At 62.6% G+C, this 18,722-nt stretch carries 17 protein-coding genes and 1 riboswitch; of the genes, 15 read left to right on the forward strand and 2 right to left on the reverse strand.

Translation table 11 applies throughout. The features are described from left to right. Positions 1–53 precede the first annotated feature (53 nt). The 6 genes from ACXYL9_RS04120 (at position 54) to ACXYL9_RS04145 (ending at position 4,851) form a co-directional block, all read left to right on the forward strand. Positions 54–863 (forward strand): enoyl-CoA hydratase family protein, encoded by an 810-nt coding sequence (locus tag ACXYL9_RS04120; protein ID WP_459038316.1) that lies wholly within the window; start codon positions 54–56, stop codon positions 861–863. Positions 864–865: 2 nt separating this feature from the next. Continuing rightward, entirely contained in the window at positions 866–2,485 is a 1,620-nt protein-coding gene (locus ACXYL9_RS04125; protein WP_459038317.1) for a benzoate-CoA ligase family protein, read from the forward strand. Positions 2,486–2,498: 13 nt separating this feature from the next. Beyond that, positions 2,499–2,894, forward strand: a complete 396-nt coding sequence (locus tag ACXYL9_RS04130; RefSeq protein WP_459038318.1) for a RidA family protein — start codon at positions 2,499–2,501, stop codon at positions 2,892–2,894. 157 nt (positions 2,895–3,051) lie between these two features. Then, a complete protein-coding gene (gene gntA / locus ACXYL9_RS04135; RefSeq protein WP_459039855.1) occupies positions 3,052–3,729 on the forward strand; it encodes a guanitoxin biosynthesis heme-dependent pre-guanitoxin N-hydroxylase GntA in 678 nt (225 codons plus the stop codon). Then, positions 3,726–4,313 carry a DUF1989 domain-containing protein gene (locus tag ACXYL9_RS04140; protein ID WP_459038319.1) on the forward strand — a complete coding sequence of 196 codons (588 nt, stop codon included), beginning with the start codon at positions 3,726–3,728 and terminating at the stop codon, positions 4,311–4,313. The genes gntA and ACXYL9_RS04140 overlap by 4 nt, the downstream gene beginning before the upstream one ends. Beyond that, positions 4,306–4,851, forward strand: a complete 546-nt coding sequence (locus ACXYL9_RS04145; protein ID WP_459038320.1) for a DUF421 domain-containing protein — start codon at positions 4,306–4,308, stop codon at positions 4,849–4,851. The genes ACXYL9_RS04140 and ACXYL9_RS04145 overlap by 8 nt, the downstream gene beginning before the upstream one ends. A gap of 80 nt (positions 4,852–4,931) precedes the next feature. On the opposite strand, the gene ACXYL9_RS04150 is transcribed toward ACXYL9_RS04145, so the two are convergent. Continuing rightward, positions 4,932–5,957, reverse strand: coding sequence for an aldo/keto reductase (locus ACXYL9_RS04150; protein ID WP_459038321.1), 1,026 nt, complete (start codon positions 5,955–5,957; stop codon positions 4,932–4,934). Positions 5,958–6,062: 105 nt separating this feature from the next. Between ACXYL9_RS04150 and ACXYL9_RS04155 the strand changes: the two genes are divergently transcribed. The 9 genes from ACXYL9_RS04155 to gcvPB all read left to right on the forward strand — a co-directional run bounded on the left by ACXYL9_RS04155 (position 6,063) and on the right by gcvPB (position 17,418). Next, positions 6,063–7,049 carry an ArsR/SmtB family transcription factor gene (locus ACXYL9_RS04155; protein ID WP_459038322.1) on the forward strand — a complete coding sequence of 329 codons (987 nt, stop codon included), beginning with the start codon at positions 6,063–6,065 and terminating at the stop codon, positions 7,047–7,049. Continuing rightward, complete coding sequence (gene metF / locus ACXYL9_RS04160) at positions 7,046–7,975, forward strand: methylenetetrahydrofolate reductase [NAD(P)H] (RefSeq protein WP_459038323.1); 930 nt, start codon at positions 7,046–7,048, stop codon at positions 7,973–7,975. Before ACXYL9_RS04155 ends, metF begins: the two co-directional genes overlap by 4 nt. After that, positions 7,972–9,018, forward strand: a complete 1,047-nt coding sequence (locus ACXYL9_RS04165; protein ID WP_459038324.1) for a homocysteine S-methyltransferase family protein — start codon at positions 7,972–7,974, stop codon at positions 9,016–9,018. The genes metF and ACXYL9_RS04165 overlap by 4 nt, the downstream gene beginning before the upstream one ends. A 1-nt stretch (position 9,019) precedes the next feature. Continuing rightward, on the forward strand, positions 9,020–11,656 hold the full coding sequence (gene metH / locus ACXYL9_RS04170) for a methionine synthase (RefSeq protein ID WP_459038325.1): 2,637 nt from the start codon (positions 9,020–9,022) through the stop codon (positions 11,654–11,656). Next, positions 11,653–12,570 carry a sulfite exporter TauE/SafE family protein gene (locus ACXYL9_RS04175; protein WP_459038326.1) on the forward strand — a complete coding sequence of 306 codons (918 nt, stop codon included), beginning with the start codon at positions 11,653–11,655 and terminating at the stop codon, positions 12,568–12,570. Before metH ends, ACXYL9_RS04175 begins: the two co-directional genes overlap by 4 nt. A 78-nt stretch (positions 12,571–12,648) precedes the next feature. Beyond that, a riboswitch (glycine riboswitch) is annotated at positions 12,649–12,740 on the forward strand. A 151-nt stretch (positions 12,741–12,891) separates the two neighbouring features. Beyond that, positions 12,892–14,034 carry a glycine cleavage system aminomethyltransferase GcvT gene (gene gcvT, locus ACXYL9_RS04180; RefSeq protein WP_459038327.1) on the forward strand — a complete coding sequence of 381 codons (1,143 nt, stop codon included), beginning with the start codon at positions 12,892–12,894 and terminating at the stop codon, positions 14,032–14,034. 4 nt (positions 14,035–14,038) lie between these two features. Further along, on the forward strand, positions 14,039–14,410 hold the full coding sequence (gcvH, locus tag ACXYL9_RS04185; protein WP_459038328.1) for a glycine cleavage system protein GcvH: 372 nt from the start codon (positions 14,039–14,041) through the stop codon (positions 14,408–14,410). 36 nt (positions 14,411–14,446) lie between these two features. After that, a complete protein-coding gene (gene gcvPA / locus ACXYL9_RS04190; RefSeq protein WP_459038329.1) occupies positions 14,447–15,808 on the forward strand; it encodes an aminomethyl-transferring glycine dehydrogenase subunit GcvPA in 1,362 nt (453 codons plus the stop codon). After that, positions 15,805–17,418 (forward strand): aminomethyl-transferring glycine dehydrogenase subunit GcvPB, encoded by a 1,614-nt coding sequence (gcvPB, locus tag ACXYL9_RS04195; protein ID WP_459038330.1) that lies wholly within the window; start codon positions 15,805–15,807, stop codon positions 17,416–17,418. The genes gcvPA and gcvPB overlap by 4 nt, the downstream gene beginning before the upstream one ends. Before the next feature lie 5 nt (positions 17,419–17,423). Here the strand turns inward: gcvPB and ACXYL9_RS04200 are convergent, their stop codons facing one another. Further along, positions 17,424–18,719 (reverse strand): lipopolysaccharide biosynthesis protein, encoded by a 1,296-nt coding sequence (locus ACXYL9_RS04200; RefSeq protein WP_459038331.1) that lies wholly within the window; start codon positions 18,717–18,719, stop codon positions 17,424–17,426. Positions 18,720–18,722 lie beyond the last annotated feature (3 nt).

Below are 18,722 nucleotides of genomic sequence, written 5' to 3' on the forward strand. Positions count from 1 at the left end.
ACCTTGGTAGAATTCATTCAGCCCGCCCGCAGCGGCGAAACAGTGGAGATCGCATGACCCCCGAGAACTATTCCCCCGAGCATTTCCTGTGGGATTTCGCCGATGGCGTCGCCACGATCACGCTCAACCGACCCGACCGCAAGAACCCGCTCACCTTCGAAAGCTACGCCGAATTGCGCGATACATTCCGCGCGCTCAATTATGCAACGGATGTGAAGGTGGTGGTCGTCACCGGCGCGGGCGGCAATTTCTCTTCAGGTGGCGACGTGCACGAGATTATCGGCCCGCTGACCGAAATGGCCATGCCGCAATTGCTCGAATTCACCCGTATGACCGGCGATTTGGTGAAGGCGATGCGCGGCTGTCCGCAGCCGATCGTCGCCGCTCTCGACGGGGTGTGCGTCGGGGCGGGCGCGATCATGGCGATGGCAAGCGACATGAGGCTGGCGACACCGGCCACGAAAACCGCGTTCCTGTTTACCCGCGTCGGCCTGGCGGGATGCGACATGGGAGCCTGCGCCATCCTGCCACGCATCATCGGGCAGGGACGGGCGTCCGAATTGCTCTATACCGGACGGGTGATGAGTGCCGAGGAAGGCGAGCGCTGGGGATTCCACAACCGATTGGTCGATGCTGGCGCCTTGAAGGACGAAGCGGACAGGCTGGCTCGCTCGCTGGCTTCCGGCCCGACATTCGCGCATGGTATCACCAAGACGCAGCTGGCGCATGAATGGAACGTCGGGATCGACACGGCGATCGAGATGGAAGCGCAGGCGCAGGCGATCTGCATGGCGACCAAGGATTTCCGCCGCGCCTTTGAAGCCTTTGCGGCCAAGGAAACCCCGGTGTTCGAGGGCGATTGATCGTGAAGCTCCTCCCTTCCGGTCACGACGACCCATTCGCGCGCGACAATCTGCCGCCGTTCGATCGATGGCCCGAGCTGCTGCTCGATGGCTTCGACTATCCCGAACGGCTCAACGCCGGGGTCGAATTGTGCGACCGGCTGGTGGAGGCGGGCCACGGCGACCGGATCGCACTGATCGGCAATGGCCGGGCGCGGACTTACAAGGAACTTGCCGACTGGTCGAACCGCATCGCGCATGCGCTGGTCGAGGATTACGGCGTGGTGCCGGGCAACAGGGTACTGATCCGCGGACCCAACAATCCGGCGCTGGTGGCCTGCTGGCTCGCGGCGACCAAGGCGGGGGCGGTGGCGGTCAACACCATGCCGATGCTGCGTGCGGGCGAGCTTTGCAAGATCGTCGACAAGGCTGAGGTCAGCCTCGCTCTATGCGACACGCGCAGTCTCGACGAAATGGTCGCCTGCGCCAAGGATTCGCGTTTCCTTCAGAAAGTCGTCGGGTTTGATGGCACCGCCAATCACGATGCCGAGCTCGACCGGATCGCCTTGTCTAAACCCGTACAATTCGAGGCGGCAGACACGTCGCAGGACGACGTCGCGCTGCTCGGCTTCACTTCGGGCACCACGGGCGAGCCAAAGGCGACGATGCATTTCCATCGCGATCTGCTGGTCATCGCCGATGGCTATGCGAAGGACGTGCTCGGCGTGGTGCCCGACGATATCTTCGTGGGTTCTCCACCGCTTGCTTTCACTTTCGGGCTCGGGGGGCTGGCGATTTTCCCGCTGCGCTTCGGCGCTGCGGCAGCGCTGCTCGAACAGGCGAGCCCCGCCAACATGGTCGAACTGATAGAAAACCACCGTGCCACTATCAGTTTTACAGCACCGACCGCCTACCGGGCCATGCTCGCTGCAATGGATGAGGGAGCCGATCTTTCTTCGCTCCGGTTGGCCGTGTCGGCGGGCGAGACGCTACCCGCGCCGGTTTACGAGGAATGGGAGCGCAAGACGGGTAAGCCGATCCTTGACGGGATCGGCTCGACCGAATTGCTGCATATTTTCATTACCAATCGCCCTGATGATCGCGCGCCCGCTTGCACCGGGCGGCCCGTATCAGGCTACGAAGCACGTGTCGTCGACGACGATATGCAGGACGTTCCACAAGGCGAAATCGGCCGCCTCGCCGTCCGTGGCCCAACCGGGTGCCGCTATCTCGCCGATCCGCGCCAGCAGGATTATGTGCGCGACGGCTGGAATCTCACCGGGGACAGCTTCCGACAGGGCGAAGACGGACGGTTCCACTTCGCCGCTCGCTCGGACGACATGATAATCTCTGCAGGCTACAATATCGCCGGGCCCGAAGTTGAGGCTGCGCTTCTGGCGCATCCGGATGTCGCCGAATGCGCGGTGATCGGAGCCATCGACGAGGAGCGCGGTCAACTGGTCGAAGCGCATGTTGTCCTCGCCGCCGATGTGGCGCGAGACGATGCGACCGTCGAACGGTTGCAGAACCACGTGAAGTCGAGCATCGCGCCGTATAAATATCCGCGCTCGGTGGTGTTTGTCGATGCCTTGCCCAAGACCACGACCGGGAAGATCCAGCGGTTCCGCCTGCGCGAAGGTTGATAGGAAAGAGACCATGCATGAAACGATACACCCTGCAGGCTGGGCGCCGGCGATCGGCTATGCCAACGGCGTGGCGGCATCAGGCCGCACGCTCTATCTGGGCGGCCAGATCGGGTGGAACGCGCAGCAGCAGTTCGAAAGCGACGATCTTGCCGAGCAGGTTCGCCAGACGCTGGAAAACATCGTTGCGGTGGTCGAGGAAGCGGGCGGAAAGCCCGAACATGTCGTCTCGATGACCTGGTTTATGACCGATCTCGAGGAATACACCGCGCAGATGAAAGATATCGGCCGGGCCTATCGCGCCGTCATCGGCAAGCATTTTCCCGCCATGGCGGTGGTCGAGGTGGGGCGGCTCGTGGAGCGGCGGGCCAAAGTGGAGATCCAGGCTGTCGCGGTCTTGCCAGGCTAGTCAGGCCCATTTCGGGTCGAGAATTCTGTCCCAAAGATGGGTAACCTCCTCCGACTGAGAGGGCGGTAGAAATTTATCTGTCCTCGGAGCGTTTTTGCGGGTCGCGCGTTAAGCGGTCATGCAAACCCAAACCGGAACCCTCACCGCCGATCGGCCGATGGCGATCGACCGCGAGGCAATGATTGCGTCGTTCAAAGACCACATCCGTCAACTGGACTTTCCCTGTGTCGGTGCGAAGTCGGCACTCGCCCGGGAAACACTCGAAGTCTATTGCGGCTGGTCGCTGACAAGCGGGTGGGACGATGTCGAGATTCACGACCGGCTGTTGCAGTGGAGTTATAACTATCGACGCGACCCGGAAGGGCTGCGCAGCTTCGCGGTGATCTTCCAGGGTCCCGAGAGCCTCGACGAAGGCGATTTCGAGACGGCGCTGTGGGAGCGGCTGCAATCCCTTGCGCACAAAGACGCCTGGCGCGGACAGGATTACGACAACGCTGTCAGCAGCGACCCGGGTAGCCCGCATTTCTCGCTCAGCTTTGGGGGAGCTGCCTATTTCGTTGTCGGTATGCACCCGCAAGCATCGCGGCCCGCGCGGCGCACGCAATATCCCACGCTGGTGTTCAACCTCCACGACCAGTTCGAGCAATTGCGCGAGGCAGGGCGGTATGAACGGATGCGCGAACGCATTCTCGATCGGGACCGCGAGCTTGCCGGAGACATCAACCCGATGCTCTCGCGGCATGGCGAGTCAAGCGAAGCGCGGCAGTATAGCGGGCGCCAAGTGGGCGAGGATTGGAGCTGCCCGTTCCACGATCCCCGCAAGAACAAATCGTGAAGCGGATAGAACCACGTTCGGGCGTCGCATTCGAACTGCGCGCAGGAGAGACTTTGCAGGTCAGCGATCCGCAAGGACAGCAAGTGTCGGATATGGTCGCTTACAAGCTGGACGACGTGCGCGAGGTGATCTCGAACGGCCGAACCTTCGACTACGAAGAAACGATCAAGCTGACGACCGGCAACCGGCTGTGGTCGAACCGTTCCAACGTGATGCTGACCATCATCGAGGACACGGTTGGCGTGCACGATTTCCTTTTAACACCCTGCAGTAGAGCCACCTTCCGCCATTTCTATCCTGACAAGCCCGAGCATCGCGGGTGTTTCGGAAATCTGGCTGCGGTACTGGCCCCCTACGGCGTCGAGGAAGACATGATCCCGACGGCTTTCAATGTTTTCATGAACGTGCCGGTCGATACCAAAAGCGGGGTTCTGAGGGTCAATCCCCCGCCCAGCAAGGCCGGAGATACAATCACCCTGCGCGCCGAAATGGACTTGGTAATCGGCTTGACGGCTTGTTCCGCCTACGCATCGAACGGGGGCTCGTTTAAGCCTATCGATTACCAGGTGACCACCGATGCCTGAAGCGATCAACCTTTGGTCCGGCTGGCCGCGGATGATCGAAATCTCGCTCAATGCAGTGCTGTTTTTCGTCCTGATCGTGGCCCTTGTCCGTATCGTCGGAAAGCGGTCAACGAGCCAGTTCAATAATTTCGACTGGATCATCAATATCGCTGTCGGGAGCCTCGCGGCGAGCGGGATACTGCTCAAGAATGTGGCAACCCTGGACGCGGTTCTGGCGATCCTCGTAATTGCGGCTTGCCAGTATCTCGCCACATTCTGGGTCCGCAAGACCGAGCTCGGATCCAGGGTCGTAAAGGCGCAACCGGCCCTGCTGACCCACAAGGGCGACTTCCTGCGCGAGGCAATGGACGAAGCGCGAATATCCGAGGCCGAAATCCGCGCCGCGCTGCGCCGTGAAGGTATTCACGATGATGCCGGCGCGAATTGGGTCATCCTTGAAACCAACGGCGAGCTGACCGTCATTCCTGCACGTGATGTCGCGCTTGATGATGCCAGCGCACTCGAGGATGTCGCCATACCGGACCGGGTGCGCAACTAGCTGCCTTGCCGAAGCGTCACGCGCGTGATTGCCGGTCGTCGGTCAGCCGCTGGCGAGAGGCATGCCACGTAGACTGAAGGTCATCGGCTCTTGACCGAGACCTGCAAGTCGCCTGGCGGCATGGCGAACATTCCGGTTACTTCATGCGGCACGTAACTTTGCTCGAGTGTCGCGGTCTCATCGGGCGTTAGTGTCACGTCGAGCGCGGCCACCGCGTCGTCGATGTGTTTGGTCTTGGTGGCGCCCACGATCGGACTGGTTATGCCATCCTTTTGCAACACCCAGGCAAGCGCCACCTGCGCCATCGGTATGTTGCGTGCCTTGGCGACTACTTGGACTGCCTCAATCACCGCCCGGTCGGCTTTTTCGGTGCGACCATACAGAGCAGGGATCAGCCGGTCGGTGTCAGACCGGCGGGTCGTGTCCGCCTCGGGTGGGCGAGCCAGTTTGCCGCGAGCCAGCGGGCTCCACGGCATCACCGCGATACCGTAGTCACGGCACAACGGCAGCATCTCGCGCTCTTCTTCGCGATAAAGCAGGTTCACGTAATTCTGCATCGAGACGAACTTCTTGAAACCGCCCTTCTCGGCGATGTGGAGCAGTTTCTGGAACTGCCACGCATACATGCTCGACGCGCCGACATACCGGACCTTGCCGCTGCGAACGATGCCGTCGAGCGTCTCGACAATCTCTTCCATCGGCGTCAGCGGGTCGAGCCGGTGGATTTGGTAAAGGTCGATATAGTCGGTACCGAGCCGGCGGAGGCTGTCGTCGACAGCGTGGATCAGCGCCTTGGCCGAAAGGCCGCCGGTGTTGGGCGCTTGGCGCCAGCGAAAGAAACCCTTGGTGGCAATGACGATCTCATCTCGATGCGACATCTCGCGCAGCAATTTGCCGGTGATCTCCTCGCTCGTCCCGCCGGAATAGGCATTGGCGGTGTCGAAGAAATTGATCCCCGCCTCGAGCGCCTGTTTGAAGAAGGGCCGCGACTCCGCCTCGCTCAGGGTCCAGTCGTGTCCTTCCGCTTCCGCATCGCCAAAACTCATGCAGCCCAGGCACAGGCGCGAGACGGTGAGGCCGGTGTTGCCAAACTGGGTATATTGCATCCAATGCTCTCCTTCAGGGCGTTGCGGCGTAACATTGCGCTGACCGGCGCGAAAGCCGCGCAATAGACTTGCACATATAACGATATCTTTATATGTCGATTGCCGATGAACCTTGAAACCACCATGCGCGCCCTTGCGGACCAGACCCGGCTCAGGATCATGCGGCTGCTGGGCACGATGGAACTGGCCGTGGGCGAGCTGGCCCAGGTACTCGGTCAAAGCCAGCCGCGGGTTTCTCGTCATGTTGCCATCCTGTGCGATGCCGAGCTGGCCGAGCGTCGGCGCGAGGGCAGCTGGGTTTTTCTGCGCACCAGGCTGGCGGACGAGGCCAGCGGCGAGATAGGCTGCGCGGTAGCCAGGATCCTTTCCGCCGCCGAGAACGATGACGAACTGTTCCGCCGTCAATGCGAGCAGGATCGCCAGCACCTTGCAGCGATCCGGCAGGCGCGTGAAGCCGGCGCAGCAGACTGGTTTGCTAGCCATGCCGAGGAATGGGACGACCTGCGCAGCCTGCACACGCCTGATGCAGCAGTCGAAAGCGCGCTGGTCGAAGCGCTTGGCGACGAGCCGCTCGGCACATTGCTCGATATCGGCACGGGCACGGGACGTATGGCTGAGCTGTTCGGCACCGGCGCGGACCACGTGGTAGCGCTCGACAAGAGCCTCGACATGCTTCGAGTGGCCCGCGCCAAACTGCAACACCTTCCGGCCGACAGGATCGAGCTGGTCCAGGGCGATTTCTACGGCCTGCCCTTTGAAGATGATCGGTTCGACACGGTGCTGCTGCACCAGGTCCTGCACTATGCCCCTGAACCCGAACGCGCGCTGGCCGAAGCGGCGCGGGTGCTGAGAGATGGCGGCCGAATCGCCATCGTCGACTTTGCTGCGCACACACATGAGGAATTGCGTGAGCGATTCCAGCATGTCCGGCTCGGCTTTTCCGATAGCCAGATGCGTAATTTGCTGCGCCAGGCCGGTTTCGTGCCCACCCAACCCGTCACGCTCGAGGGCAGCCAACTGGAGGTCAAGGTCTGGCTCGGTCGGCAATCCTCCCGTTCCCCTGCCAAGCGTTCCAAGGAAACCGCGCGATGAGCCCCACGTTGAGCCAGATGCGCGAAGCCCAGCGCGCACTTGAAACCCCGCTGTTTTCCGGCCTGCCGGGCGATATCGATGTCAGTTTCGAATTCTTCCCGCCCAAGACCGAGAAGATGGGCGAGACTTTGTGGCAGAGCGTGGAGACCTTGCGTCCACTCGGTCCGCGCTTCGCCTCGGTCACCTATGGAGCAGGCGGCTCGACGCGCGAACGCACGCACGAACAGGTTGTGCGGATACAGAACGAAGCAGGAATCCCGGCGGCTGCCCATCTGACCTGCGTCGATGCGACCCGCGAACAGGTCGACGAGGTCGCGCTTCACTATTGGGAAGAGGGCATCCGCCACATCGTCGCTTTGCGCGGCGATATGCCTGACGGCGCCTCGCGCTATGTCCCGCATCCCGGCGGTTATGCCAATGCCGTCGAACTTATTGCCGGGCTGAAGCAGGTCGCCGATTTTGAGATTTCGGTCGCGGCTTACCCGGAGGTCCATCCGGATTCTCCCGATGCCCAGTCCGATATCGCCAATCTCAAGGCCAAGTTTGATGCTGGTGCCACCCGGGCGATTACGCAATTTTTCTTCGATCCCGAGTGTTTCTTCGAATTTCGCGACCGCGCCGCCGCCGCCGGGATCGAGGGTGAGATCGTGCCCGGCGTCATGCCGGTGCTCAGCTTCGCAGCGGTCCAGCGCATGTCGGGCCTTTGCGGCACCGCCATCCCAGACTGGATGGAGGGGCTGTTCGACGGTCTCGACGATCGACCGGCCGCGCGCCAGCTGGTCAGCGCCACGATCACCGCCGAACTGTGCCGCCGCCTGTATGCTGGCGGCGTGCGCCAGTTTCATTTCTACACGCTCAACCGGGCAGAACTGAGCTATGCCATCTGCCACATGCTCGGCCTGCGACCCAAAGGGGACAAGGCATGACCGCACGCGAGATATTGCAAGCCGAAACGGCCAAGCGCGTCCTCGTCTTCGACGGTGCTTTCGGGACGCAGATCCAGGACCGCAAGCTGGGCGAGGCCGACTATGCCGGTGACCTGGGCTTGGGTGCGGACCAGAAGGGCAATAACGATATACTGGCCCTGACCCGGCCCGACGTGATCGAGGATATTACCCGCGCCTATCTTGATGCCGGGGCAGATATCGTTTCGACCAACACCTTTTCCGCCAACCGGATCAGCCAGGCCGATTACGCCGCCGAAGCGCTAGTCGGCGACATCAACCGCGCCTCGGCCCGGATCGCGCGCGAACTGGCCGACAAATATGCCGAATATGACGGGCGCCCGCGCTTCGTTGCCGGGGCCATCGGACCTACCAACAAGACGCTGTCGCTCAGCCCCGACGTCGATGACCCCGGCTATCGCGAAATCGATTTCGACGGGCTGGCCGACGTCTACCGCGAACAGGCGGCTGCTCTGGTAGAGGGCGGGGCTGACTTCATCTTGATCGAGACCATCTTCGATACGCTCAACGCCAAGGCCGGCATCTTCGCTGTCCGCCAGCTCGAACGCGAGCTGGAGCGGGACATTCCGATCATGCTGTCGATGACACTGACCGATCTTTCTGGCCGCAATTTGTCGGGCCACACGGTCGAGGCTTTCTGGAACGCCGTGCGTCACGCCCGTCCTATCACGGTCGGTCTCAACTGCAGCTTCGGCGCGGAGCAGTTGCGTCCGCATGTTCAGCTGCTTTCGCGCGTCGCCGATACGCTGATCATGGCTTATCCCAATGCCGGCCTGCCCAATGAGCTGGGCGAATATGACGAGGCGCCCGAGACCACCGCACGGTTGGTGCGGCAATGGGCAGAGAACGAGCATGTGAACATCCTGGGTGGATGTTGCGGATCGACTCCCGAACATATCGCCAGGATTGCCAATGCGGTGAAGGACCTTTCTCCACGCCGCGTACCCGCTGCGGAGCCGGAAATGCGGCTGGCCGGCCTTGAACCTTTTACGATCGCTGCCTGACATGAACCAGATTTCGACTGCCCGTTTCGTCAATATCGGCGAACGTACCAACGTTACCGGTTCGGCACGGTTCAAGAAGCTCGTCATGGCCGATGACTATGCCGCTGCGGTCGAGGTCGCGCGCAGCCAGGTTGAAAACGGCGCGCAGGTGATTGACGTCAACATGGACGAGGGCCTGCTCGATGCAGTCCACGCCATGACGACGTTCCTCAAGCTAATCGCTGCCGAGCCCGATATTGCGCGCGTGCCGGTGATGATCGACAGTTCCAAGTGGGAGGTAATCGAGGCCGGGCTAAAATGCGTTTCGGGCAAGCCGATCGTCAATTCGATAAGCATGAAGGAAGGCGAGGCACCGTTTCTCGAACAGGCCCGTAAATGCATGGACTATGGCGCTGCCGTAGTGGTTATGGCGTTCGACGAGAAAGGCCAGGCCGATAGCCGGGACCGCAAGGTCGCCATCTGCTCGCGCGCTTATGAATTGCTGACGGGCATCGGCTTTCCACCCGAGGACATCATCTTTGACCCCAACGTCTTTGCCGTGGCGACGGGGATCGAAGAACATGACCGGTACGGCCTCGATTTTCTCGAAGCCGTGCGCGAGATCAAGGCCGCCTGTCCCCATGCCAAGACCAGCGGCGGGTTATCCAACCTCTCATTCAGCTTCCGTGGCAACGAGACAGTGCGGCGGGCAATGCATTCGGTGTTCCTCTATCACGCCATCCCCGCCGGGCTCGACATGGCGATCGTCAATGCCGGCCAACTCGACATTTACGACGATATCGACCCCACCTTGCGCGACGCGTGCGAGGACGTGATCCTGATGCGACCTCCACCTGCGGACAGCGAACATTCCTCCGCGACCGAGCGGTTGATCGCACTTGCCGAAAGCTATCGCGGCCAGACCAAGGCCGATGAGAAGGCGGCCGAGGAATGGCGCGGCTGGCCGGTGGCAAAACGGCTCGAACATGCGCTGGTCAAGGGCATTGACGCCCATGTTGTTGCCGATACCGAGGAAATGCGCGCTAGCACCGCCGAGGCTGGCGGCCGGCCTATCGAGGTGATCGAAGGCCCGTTGATGGACGGGATGAACGTGGTCGGAGATCTGTTCGGCAGCGGCAAGATGTTTCTCCCGCAGGTGGTCAAATCTGCCCGCGTGATGAAGAAGGCGGTCGCCCACCTGATCCCCTATATCGAGGCCGAGAAGGACGAGGGCGCGCGTGCCAAGGGCACGATCATCATGGCCACGGTGAAGGGCGACGTCCACGATATCGGCAAGAACATCGTCGGCGTGGTTCTGCAGTGCAATGGCTATGAAGTCATCGACCTGGGCGTGATGGTTCCGTGGCAGGATATCCTCAAGGCCGCGAACGATCACAAGGCCGACATGATAGGGCTGTCAGGCTTGATCACCCCGTCGCTCGACGAAATGGTGACCGTGGCGGAGGAAATGAAAACCGCCGGGATGACCATGCCGCTGCTGATTGGCGGGGCGACCACCAGCAAGGTTCACACCGCGCTGCGGATCGATCCTGCCTACGATGGCCCGGTTATCCACGTTCTCGACGCCAGCCGCGCAGTCGGGGTCGCCAGCAGGCTGCTGTCGGACACGCAGGCGGATGAATTCATCCAGACCACTGCCGATGACTACCAGCACGTGCGCGATGTTCGCGCGGGCAAGGGCCAGAGCGAGCTGTTCACCATCGAGGAAGCGCGGGCCAATTATTACGACGCATATTTGAGCGACAAGGCCGCGCCACCCGAAAAGCCGGGCCTGCACGTGTTCGAGGACTGGTCGCTGGCCGACTTGCGCGAATATATCGACTGGACCCCGTTCTTCCGTGCCTGGGAATTGCATGGCACTTATCCGCGCATACTCGATGATGACGTGGTCGGCGAAGCCGCGCGCAGCCTGTTTGCCGACGCGCAGGCCATGCTGGACCGGATCGTCGATGAGAAATGGCTGACGGCCAAGGGCGTGTGCGGTTTTTGGCCGTGCGCGCGCGATGGCGACGACGTCACCATTCATCGCAAGGACGGCAGTGAGCACGTGGTGCTACCGTTCCTGCGCCAGCAGGTGAAGAAGAGCCGGGACCGCGCCAATTTCTGCCTCGCAGACTTCATCGATCCGGCAGGCGACTGGATCGGCGGATTTGCTGTCGGAATCCACGGCATCGAACCGCACAGTGCACGCTTCCAGGCCGACAAGGACGATTATTCCGACATCTTGCTCAAGGCGCTGGCCGACCGGTTTGCCGAGGCGTTTGCGGAAGCCCTGCACCGTCATGCGCGGACCGACCTCTGGGGCTATGCTCCGGGCGAACAGCTGACCAGCGAGGCGCTGATCAAGGAGCAGTATCGCGGGATCCGGCCCGCGCCGGGCTATCCGGCCTGTCCCGACCACTCGCTCAAGCCGATATTGTTCGACCTGCTCGATGCGCCGGGGAATGCCGGCCTGACACTGACCGAGAGCTTCGCCATGTGGCCGACCTCGGCCGTCAGCGGCTTTTATTTCGGCCACCCCGAGAGCCAGTATTTCGGGGTCGCACGGATCGGCCGCGACCAGTTGGAAGACTACGCTCAGCGCCGCGGTGTTGACCTGGCAACAGCTGAACGATGGCTGCGACCCAACCTCTCATGAGTTCCCTGCCTAAGGGACGCCTGGTATGGATCGGCGGCACTATCATGCTGCTGGCCTATGCCGCGCTGCTTCTGGCGGTCCCGTTCGACCCCGAGCTCATGCGCGACCTGTGGTTCCTTCCCGGGGTCGGTATCGTCGGTGCGATCATTGCCAATACCTCCGGCACAGGCGGGGGCGTGGTCTTCGTCCCCGTTTTCAATGCGCTGCGCGAATTGGCGATCATGGATTTGCAGCCGCTGCAGGTGGTCGGCGTATCCATGGCAATTCAAAGCTTCGGTATGACCATGGGCGCGCTGCGTTGGACCGACCGGCTGTACCACCAACCCGATCCGGAACCATTGCACGCCATGGTTCATCCGCGTGATTTTTTCTTGGTCGCGTTATCGGTGATGGCAATTTCCGTGCCCGCCATGCTGTTGACGCAGCGCGCTACGGCATTCGATCAGCATGCCGTGCTGATGGGCTACAAGGCGTTTTCCATCCTGCTCGGCTTGGCACTGATCGCTTCGACATGGACGGTGAACCGCCAGCGTCCCGAGAAAGCCCGGCTCGAGCGAATTGATATCGTGGTGCTGATGCTGATTGCCGCACCCGGCGGGGCGCTTACCGCGTTGTTTTCGGTCGGAATCGGCGAACTGGTCGCACTCTATCTGTTCATCCGGCACTACCCGGTCCTGCTGTGCACCGGGGCGGCTTGCCTGATCTCCTCGGTGAGCGTCATTTCGGGCACGATCTGGCATATCGAGGCCGGCACGATCAATTGGAATGTGGTCCTACTTGCCGGTCCTGCCGCAGCACTTGGCGGGTTTCTCGCCCGACCGATCGCGCTGTGGCTGGGCGCGCGGCGGCTGAAGACCATGGACGGAGCGTGGATAGTTTCCTCGGCGCTCTACCTGCTGTGGTTGAACCGCTGAATGGACTTCGTGCCGCATTGACCGACTGATCTTTCTCGCCCATGCGAAACTCGTCTTTCGGTGGAAACGATTCTGCCGGACGGACCAGCGGGAGAGCCCTTGCAGCGATGCACGGCGCCGAAGGAGCAACCGCCCCGGAAACTCTCAGGCAAACGGACCGCTGGACCGGTTGACACTCTGGAAAGCGCCGACCCCCTCGCGGGGAGAGGCCACCGAAGGGGGAAGTGGGTGCCGCTGCGGCAGCCATGAAGCTCTCAGGTTTCCCGACAGAGGGGGCGGAACAGCGCTTCGATGCGAAGCGTCGCCGTGTCGGGAACTGTAATGAGCGAAATCGAAACCGAAGACGAAATTCTGGCCGAGGAATTGGGCGCGCTGCCGCTCGATAGCTGGCATCGCCGGCAGGGCGCACGAATGGTGCCCTTCGCAGGCTATGAAATGCCGATCCAGTACACCGGTGAACACGGCGGGATCGTTGCCGAGCACAACTGGACCCGCGACAGCGCCAGCCTGTTCGACGTCAGCCACATGGGCCAGCTTTCCGTCACCGGACCGGACGCAGCCCATGAGCTGGAAAAGCTGCTGCCCGGCGCGATTGAAAGTCTGAAACCGGGCAAGATGCGCTACTCGCTGCTGCTGACCGAGGCTGGCGGGATCATTGACGATTTGATGGTGACCAACACCGGCCCGCACATCGCGCTGGTAGTCAATGGCGCGTGCAAATGGGACGACATTGCCCACCTGCGCGAGCACCTGCCCGACGAAATTACCCTGACCCATTACGACGACCAGGCATTGTTGGCGCTGCAAGGCCCCAAGGCTGCCGAGGTGCTCGAGGCGCTGGTGCCGGGCACAGCCGAACTGACATTCATGACCTCTGGCGGCTTCACCTGGGACGGTGCGCCGCTGTGGGTCAGCCGCGCAGGCTATACCGGCGAGGACGGGTTCGAGATCTCGGTCCACAATGACCATGTTGAAAGGCTGGCCGATGCGCTGGTGGCGGACCCGCGGGTCAATCCCGCCGGGCTCGGCGCGCGCGACAGCCTGCGGCTAGAGGCGGGGCTTCCACTCTATGGCCACGACCTCGATCTCGACACCGATCCCGTCAGCGCCGACCTGACCTTTGCCTTGACCAAGAAGCGCCGCGAAACCGGCGGCTATATGGGGCACGCAGCGATTGCCGCCCGACTGGCCGATGGCGGCACTGTTCGTCGTATCGGCCTGCAGCTGGAAGGCCGTATGCCCGCGCGCGAAGGTGCCACGGTCCATGTGGGTGATGCCGAGATTGGCCGTGTGACCAGCGGCGGCTTCTCGCCCACGCTCGGTTATCCGATTGCCATGGCCTATATCGCCAATGAACATGCGACCGAGGGTAACAAGGTCGAAATCGAAGTCCGCAACAAGCGTCTGCCGGCTGAAGTCGTGCCGATGCCTTTCGTACCGCACCGCTACTACCGAGGGAGCTAAGCAGATGGCCCGTTACTTCACTGATGAGCATGAATGGATCGATCTCGAGGGGGACCTCGCGACGGTCGGGATCACCGATTACGCCCAGGAACAGCTTGGCGATATCGTCTTCGTCGAATTGCCCGATGTCGGCAGCAATGTCGAAAAGGGCGGCGAAGCGGCCGTGGTCGAAAGCGTCAAGGCGGCGAGCGATGTCTACGCCCCGATCACCGGCGAGGTGATGGAAGCCAATTCCGCGCTCGAAGACGATCCCGCGCTGGTCAATACCTCGCCGGAAGAAGAAGGCTGGTTCTTCCGCATCACCGTGGCCGACAAGTCCGAGCTCGAAGGGCTGATGGACGCCAAGGCCTATAAAGCCTTCTGCGACGAGCTTTAACGAACTTCCCCGCCACCGCGCGGAATTGGAGTGACAATGCGTTACCTTCCCCTGACCGATACCGATCGCGGCGCGATGCTCGCGCGTGTGGGCGCTTCCTCGATCGACGAATTGTTCGTCGATGTGCCCGAGGAGGCGCGGCTCGATGGGCCGATTCACGGCCTGCCGATGCATGCCAGCGAGATGGCAGTTGAAAAGCACATGCGGCTGCTGAGCAAGAAGAACTTGGCCGCAGCCGATGCGCCGTTCTTCCTCGGGGCAGGGGCCTATCGCCACCACGTACCGGCTTCGGTCGATCACATCATCCAGCGCGGCGAGTTCCTGACTGCCTATACGCCTTACCAGCCCGAAATCGCGCAGGGCACGCTGCAGATGCTGTTCGAGTTCCAGACGCAGGTCGCGCGGCTCTATGGCTGCACGGTTGCGAATGCCTCGATGTACGACGGCTCGACCGCGTGCTGGGAAGCGGTCGCCATGGCCAGCCGGGTGACCAAGCGGGACCGCGTCGTACTCTCGGGCGCACTGCACCCGCATTATGCTGAAGTGGTGCGCACCATGGCGAAGTTCACCAGCGACGAGGTCGCCGGGGCCGAGCCGACGATCCAGCCCGAGGCCGATATCGACGGCCTGATCGCGCGGATCGACGACAAGACGAGCTGCGTGGTGGTGCAATATCCCGACATTCTCGGACGCATTTCGGATCTTTCGCGCATCGCTGATGCCGCGCATGAAAAGGGCGCGCTGCTGATTGCCGTGAACACTGAGCCGGTAGCGCTTGGCGCGATCAAGTCGCCGGGTGAAATGGGCGCGGACATCGTCGTGGGCGAAGGCCAGTCGATCGGTGTCGGGCTGCAGTTCGGCGGGCCGTATCTCGGCCTGTTCGCGGTGCGTGACAAGAAACATGTCCGCCAGATGCCGGGTCGCCTGTGCGGCGAAACAACCGATGCCGAGGGCAAACGCGGTTTCGTCCTCACTCTGTCGACCCGCGAGCAACACATTCGCCGCGAGAAGGCGACCAGCAATATCTGCACCAACAGCGGATTGTGCGCGCTGGCCTTCAGCGTCCACATGACCTTGCTGGGCGAGAAGGGTCTGCGGCAATTGGCGGCCGAAAACCATCGGCTTGCCTGCCTGACAGCGGACCGGCTGGCCAAGGTGCCGGGGGTAAGCGTGCTCAACGCCAATTTTTTCAATGAGTTCACCGTCACGCTGGGGCAGGATGCGCGCAAGGTTGTGCGCACGCTCGCCGACAAGGGCGTGCTGGCAGGCGTATCGCTCGGACGGCTCTATCCCGATATCGATGCGCTGTCCGATGCGCTCGTCGTCGCCACCACCGAAACCACTAGCGAGGAGGACATCGAAGCCCTCGCCACCGCTCTCGAGGAGGTGCTGGCATGAACGCGCCCAACGCATCGGGCTGGAAGCCCGAGATGACCCCGGCTGGTGAAGACGGGATGCATAATGGCCCTGCCACCATCACCGGCAACCGTGCACTGATGCTCGAAGAGCCGCTGCTGTTCGAAATCGGCCATGCGGACGAGACAGGCGTGGACCTGCCCGAGCCTTCTGCCGATGCCGCCAACCGGTTGGGCGGCTTCGCGCGTGAAGACGCGATCGGCCTTGTTGGCTTGTCCGAACCCGGGACCGTTCGCCACTACACCCGCCTCAGCCGCCAGAACTATGCCATCGATCTTGGCCTGTTCCCGCTCGGCAGTTGCACCATGAAGCACAATCCGCGCCTCAACGAGAAGGTGGCGCGGATGCCCGGCTTTGCCGATGTCCACCCGCTGCAGCCGCAATCGACCATCCGCGGCGCGCTCGAAGTCATCAACGAACTGGCTAACTGGCTGATCGAACTGACCGGAATGCACGGCGTCGCGATGAGCCCCAAGGCCGGGGCGCATGGCGAACTGTGCGGTATCCTGTGCATTCGCGCTGCACTCGAAGCTCGCGGCGATGCCCGCGAGGTGGTGCTGGTGCCCGAAAGCGCGCACGGCACCAATCCCGCCACCGCTGCCTTTGCGGGCTATAGGGTCGAGAATATTCCCGCGACCGAGGATGGCCGCGTCGATCTGGCTGCCCTTAAGGATCGCCTCGGCCCGGATGTTGCGGCGGTGATGATCACCAATCCCAACACCTGCGGATTGTTCGAACGTGACATGAAGGCGATCTCCGACGCGGTCCACGCGGCCGGCGGTTTCGTCTATTGCGACGGCGCGAATTTTAACGCCATCGTCGGCAAGGTGCGCCCCGGCGATCTCGGCGTCGACGCGATGCACATCAATCTGCACAAGACCTTCTCCACCCCGCATGGCGGCGGCGGTCCGGGCTCGGGCCCCGTGGTGCTGTCAGAGGCGCTGAGCCCCTACGGCCCGTTGCCGTTCACCGCGCGAATGGAGGACGGGACCGTCCACCTGGTCGAGGAAGAGAACGCCGCCGAGTTCGGCCATACTGATGCCTTTGGCCGGATGACCGCGTTCCATGGCCAGATGGGCATGTTCACCCGCGCACTGACCTATATCCTCAGCCACGGTGCCGATGGCCTGGCGCAAGTTGCCGAGGATGCCGTGCTCAATGCCAATTACATCCTGCGCAGCCTGGAAGACGTGCTCCACGCGCCTTATGCTGCGAGCGGTCCGTGCATGCACGAGGCGCTGTTCGGCGATAAGGGTTTCGAGAACGGCCTGTCGACGCTCGATCTTGCCAAGGGCCTGATCGACGAGGGCTATCACCCGATGACGGTCTATTTTCCGCTGGTGGTGCATGGTGCCATGCTGGTTGAACCGACCGAGACCGAGAGCAAGGCTGCACTCGACCAGTTCATTGCCGCATTCCGTTCGGTCGCCGAGCGCGCGAAAAGCGGCGACGAGAGCCTTAAGCAGGCCCCCTATTACGCCCCACGTCGCCGCCTCGACGAAACTACCGCCGCGCGTAAGCCGGTATTGGCATGGGAAGGCGAAGTCGCTCCGGCGGGCAAGCCGACCATGAGCGAGCAGGGCGGGAGCTGACTTAGCTAGGCTGGCCGGGTGTCGTTGTTGGTATCGCGCCCGGTCGCTTTGTCATCGGCATCAAGCTCGATGCGGATGCCCTGCTGGCCGAGGATGGCGACCCAGTAGCCGATCACGGCCAGCGCGCTTGCGCCGAGCATGCACAGCGCTGCGCCTTTAAGGCCTTGCCAGCCCATCGCGACGTCGAGCAGGGCGAATGCCAGCGCCATCGGCACTCCGCGCACGAGGAAAGCCGTGCCTGCGCGCCCGGCGCTTACAAGCAGCGATTCCAGGCTCGCGCCGACCAGTTCGACCGCGCCGCCAACGGCGAGGATGACCATCGCCCAGTACACGACATCGAAATCTTCCCCGGCGATCAGGACCAGCGCCTCGCGTCCGGCGACGAGCGCCACGATTACTGCCAGCGCGCCACCTACCAGCGCCATATTGGCCATGCGGCGGGCAATATCTGCGGCCCGTTCACGGGCGTGGACCAGCTCGGGGAAGATCGCCTTGGAAACGGTCTGCGCCAGTTGCACCAGCGCTTGTCCCAGCTGGCTGGCCACCCGGAAACCGCCGGCAAACGCCTCGCCGCCGATGGCCCCGACCAGCAGGATCATCACCTGCTTGCCGGCCACTTGCAGGCTGCCCAGGGCATTGGTCGAAAGCACGAAACGCCAGGAGCCGGGATGGGCGCGGGGTATCGTCGTCAGGCTGATTTCGGACAGGTCGATCTTCTCGGTGCGCAGGGCCGCGATCCATAGCGCGACAGCCACCGCGATTTCCGCCGCCGCCCAGGCAAGAATGAAACCGGCCACGGTCGGCATGAACAGCACGGCAAGTCCCGCACCAATCGCCCGGATCGCCGGTTGCACCGCCTCGGCCGCGGTTGCGCGGGCATATTCAAAGCGCAGCCGCAAAAGGCCAGTCGGGGTCGAGCGGATCGACAGAAGCGAAACTACGCAATAGCCGAAGGTCACCCATAGAAGTTCGTCGGGCAGGGGCAGCCACAATTGCGCCGTGGCGACAAGCGCGGCCGAAATCAGCGTTCCGACGATGGCCGACAAGATGTCGAGAGCGACGGCGAAACCGGCCGCGCGTGCCGCGCCGTCAGGCCCCGCACCCCAGCGCACGACGAACTGCCAGGTCTGGAAATTGACCAGCCCGGTGACCGTCTGACCCATGGCGACGATAATTGCGAAATAGCCAAACCCGTCGAGCCCGAGCGTGCGGGTGGCAAGCGCGAGATAGACCAGGCTGAGCACGGCATTGAAACCGCGCCCGCCAAGCAGCCAGCCCATGTTCTTGAAGATGCGCCGCACCGG

This window comes from Qipengyuania sp. CAU 1752 (assembly GCF_054482615.1).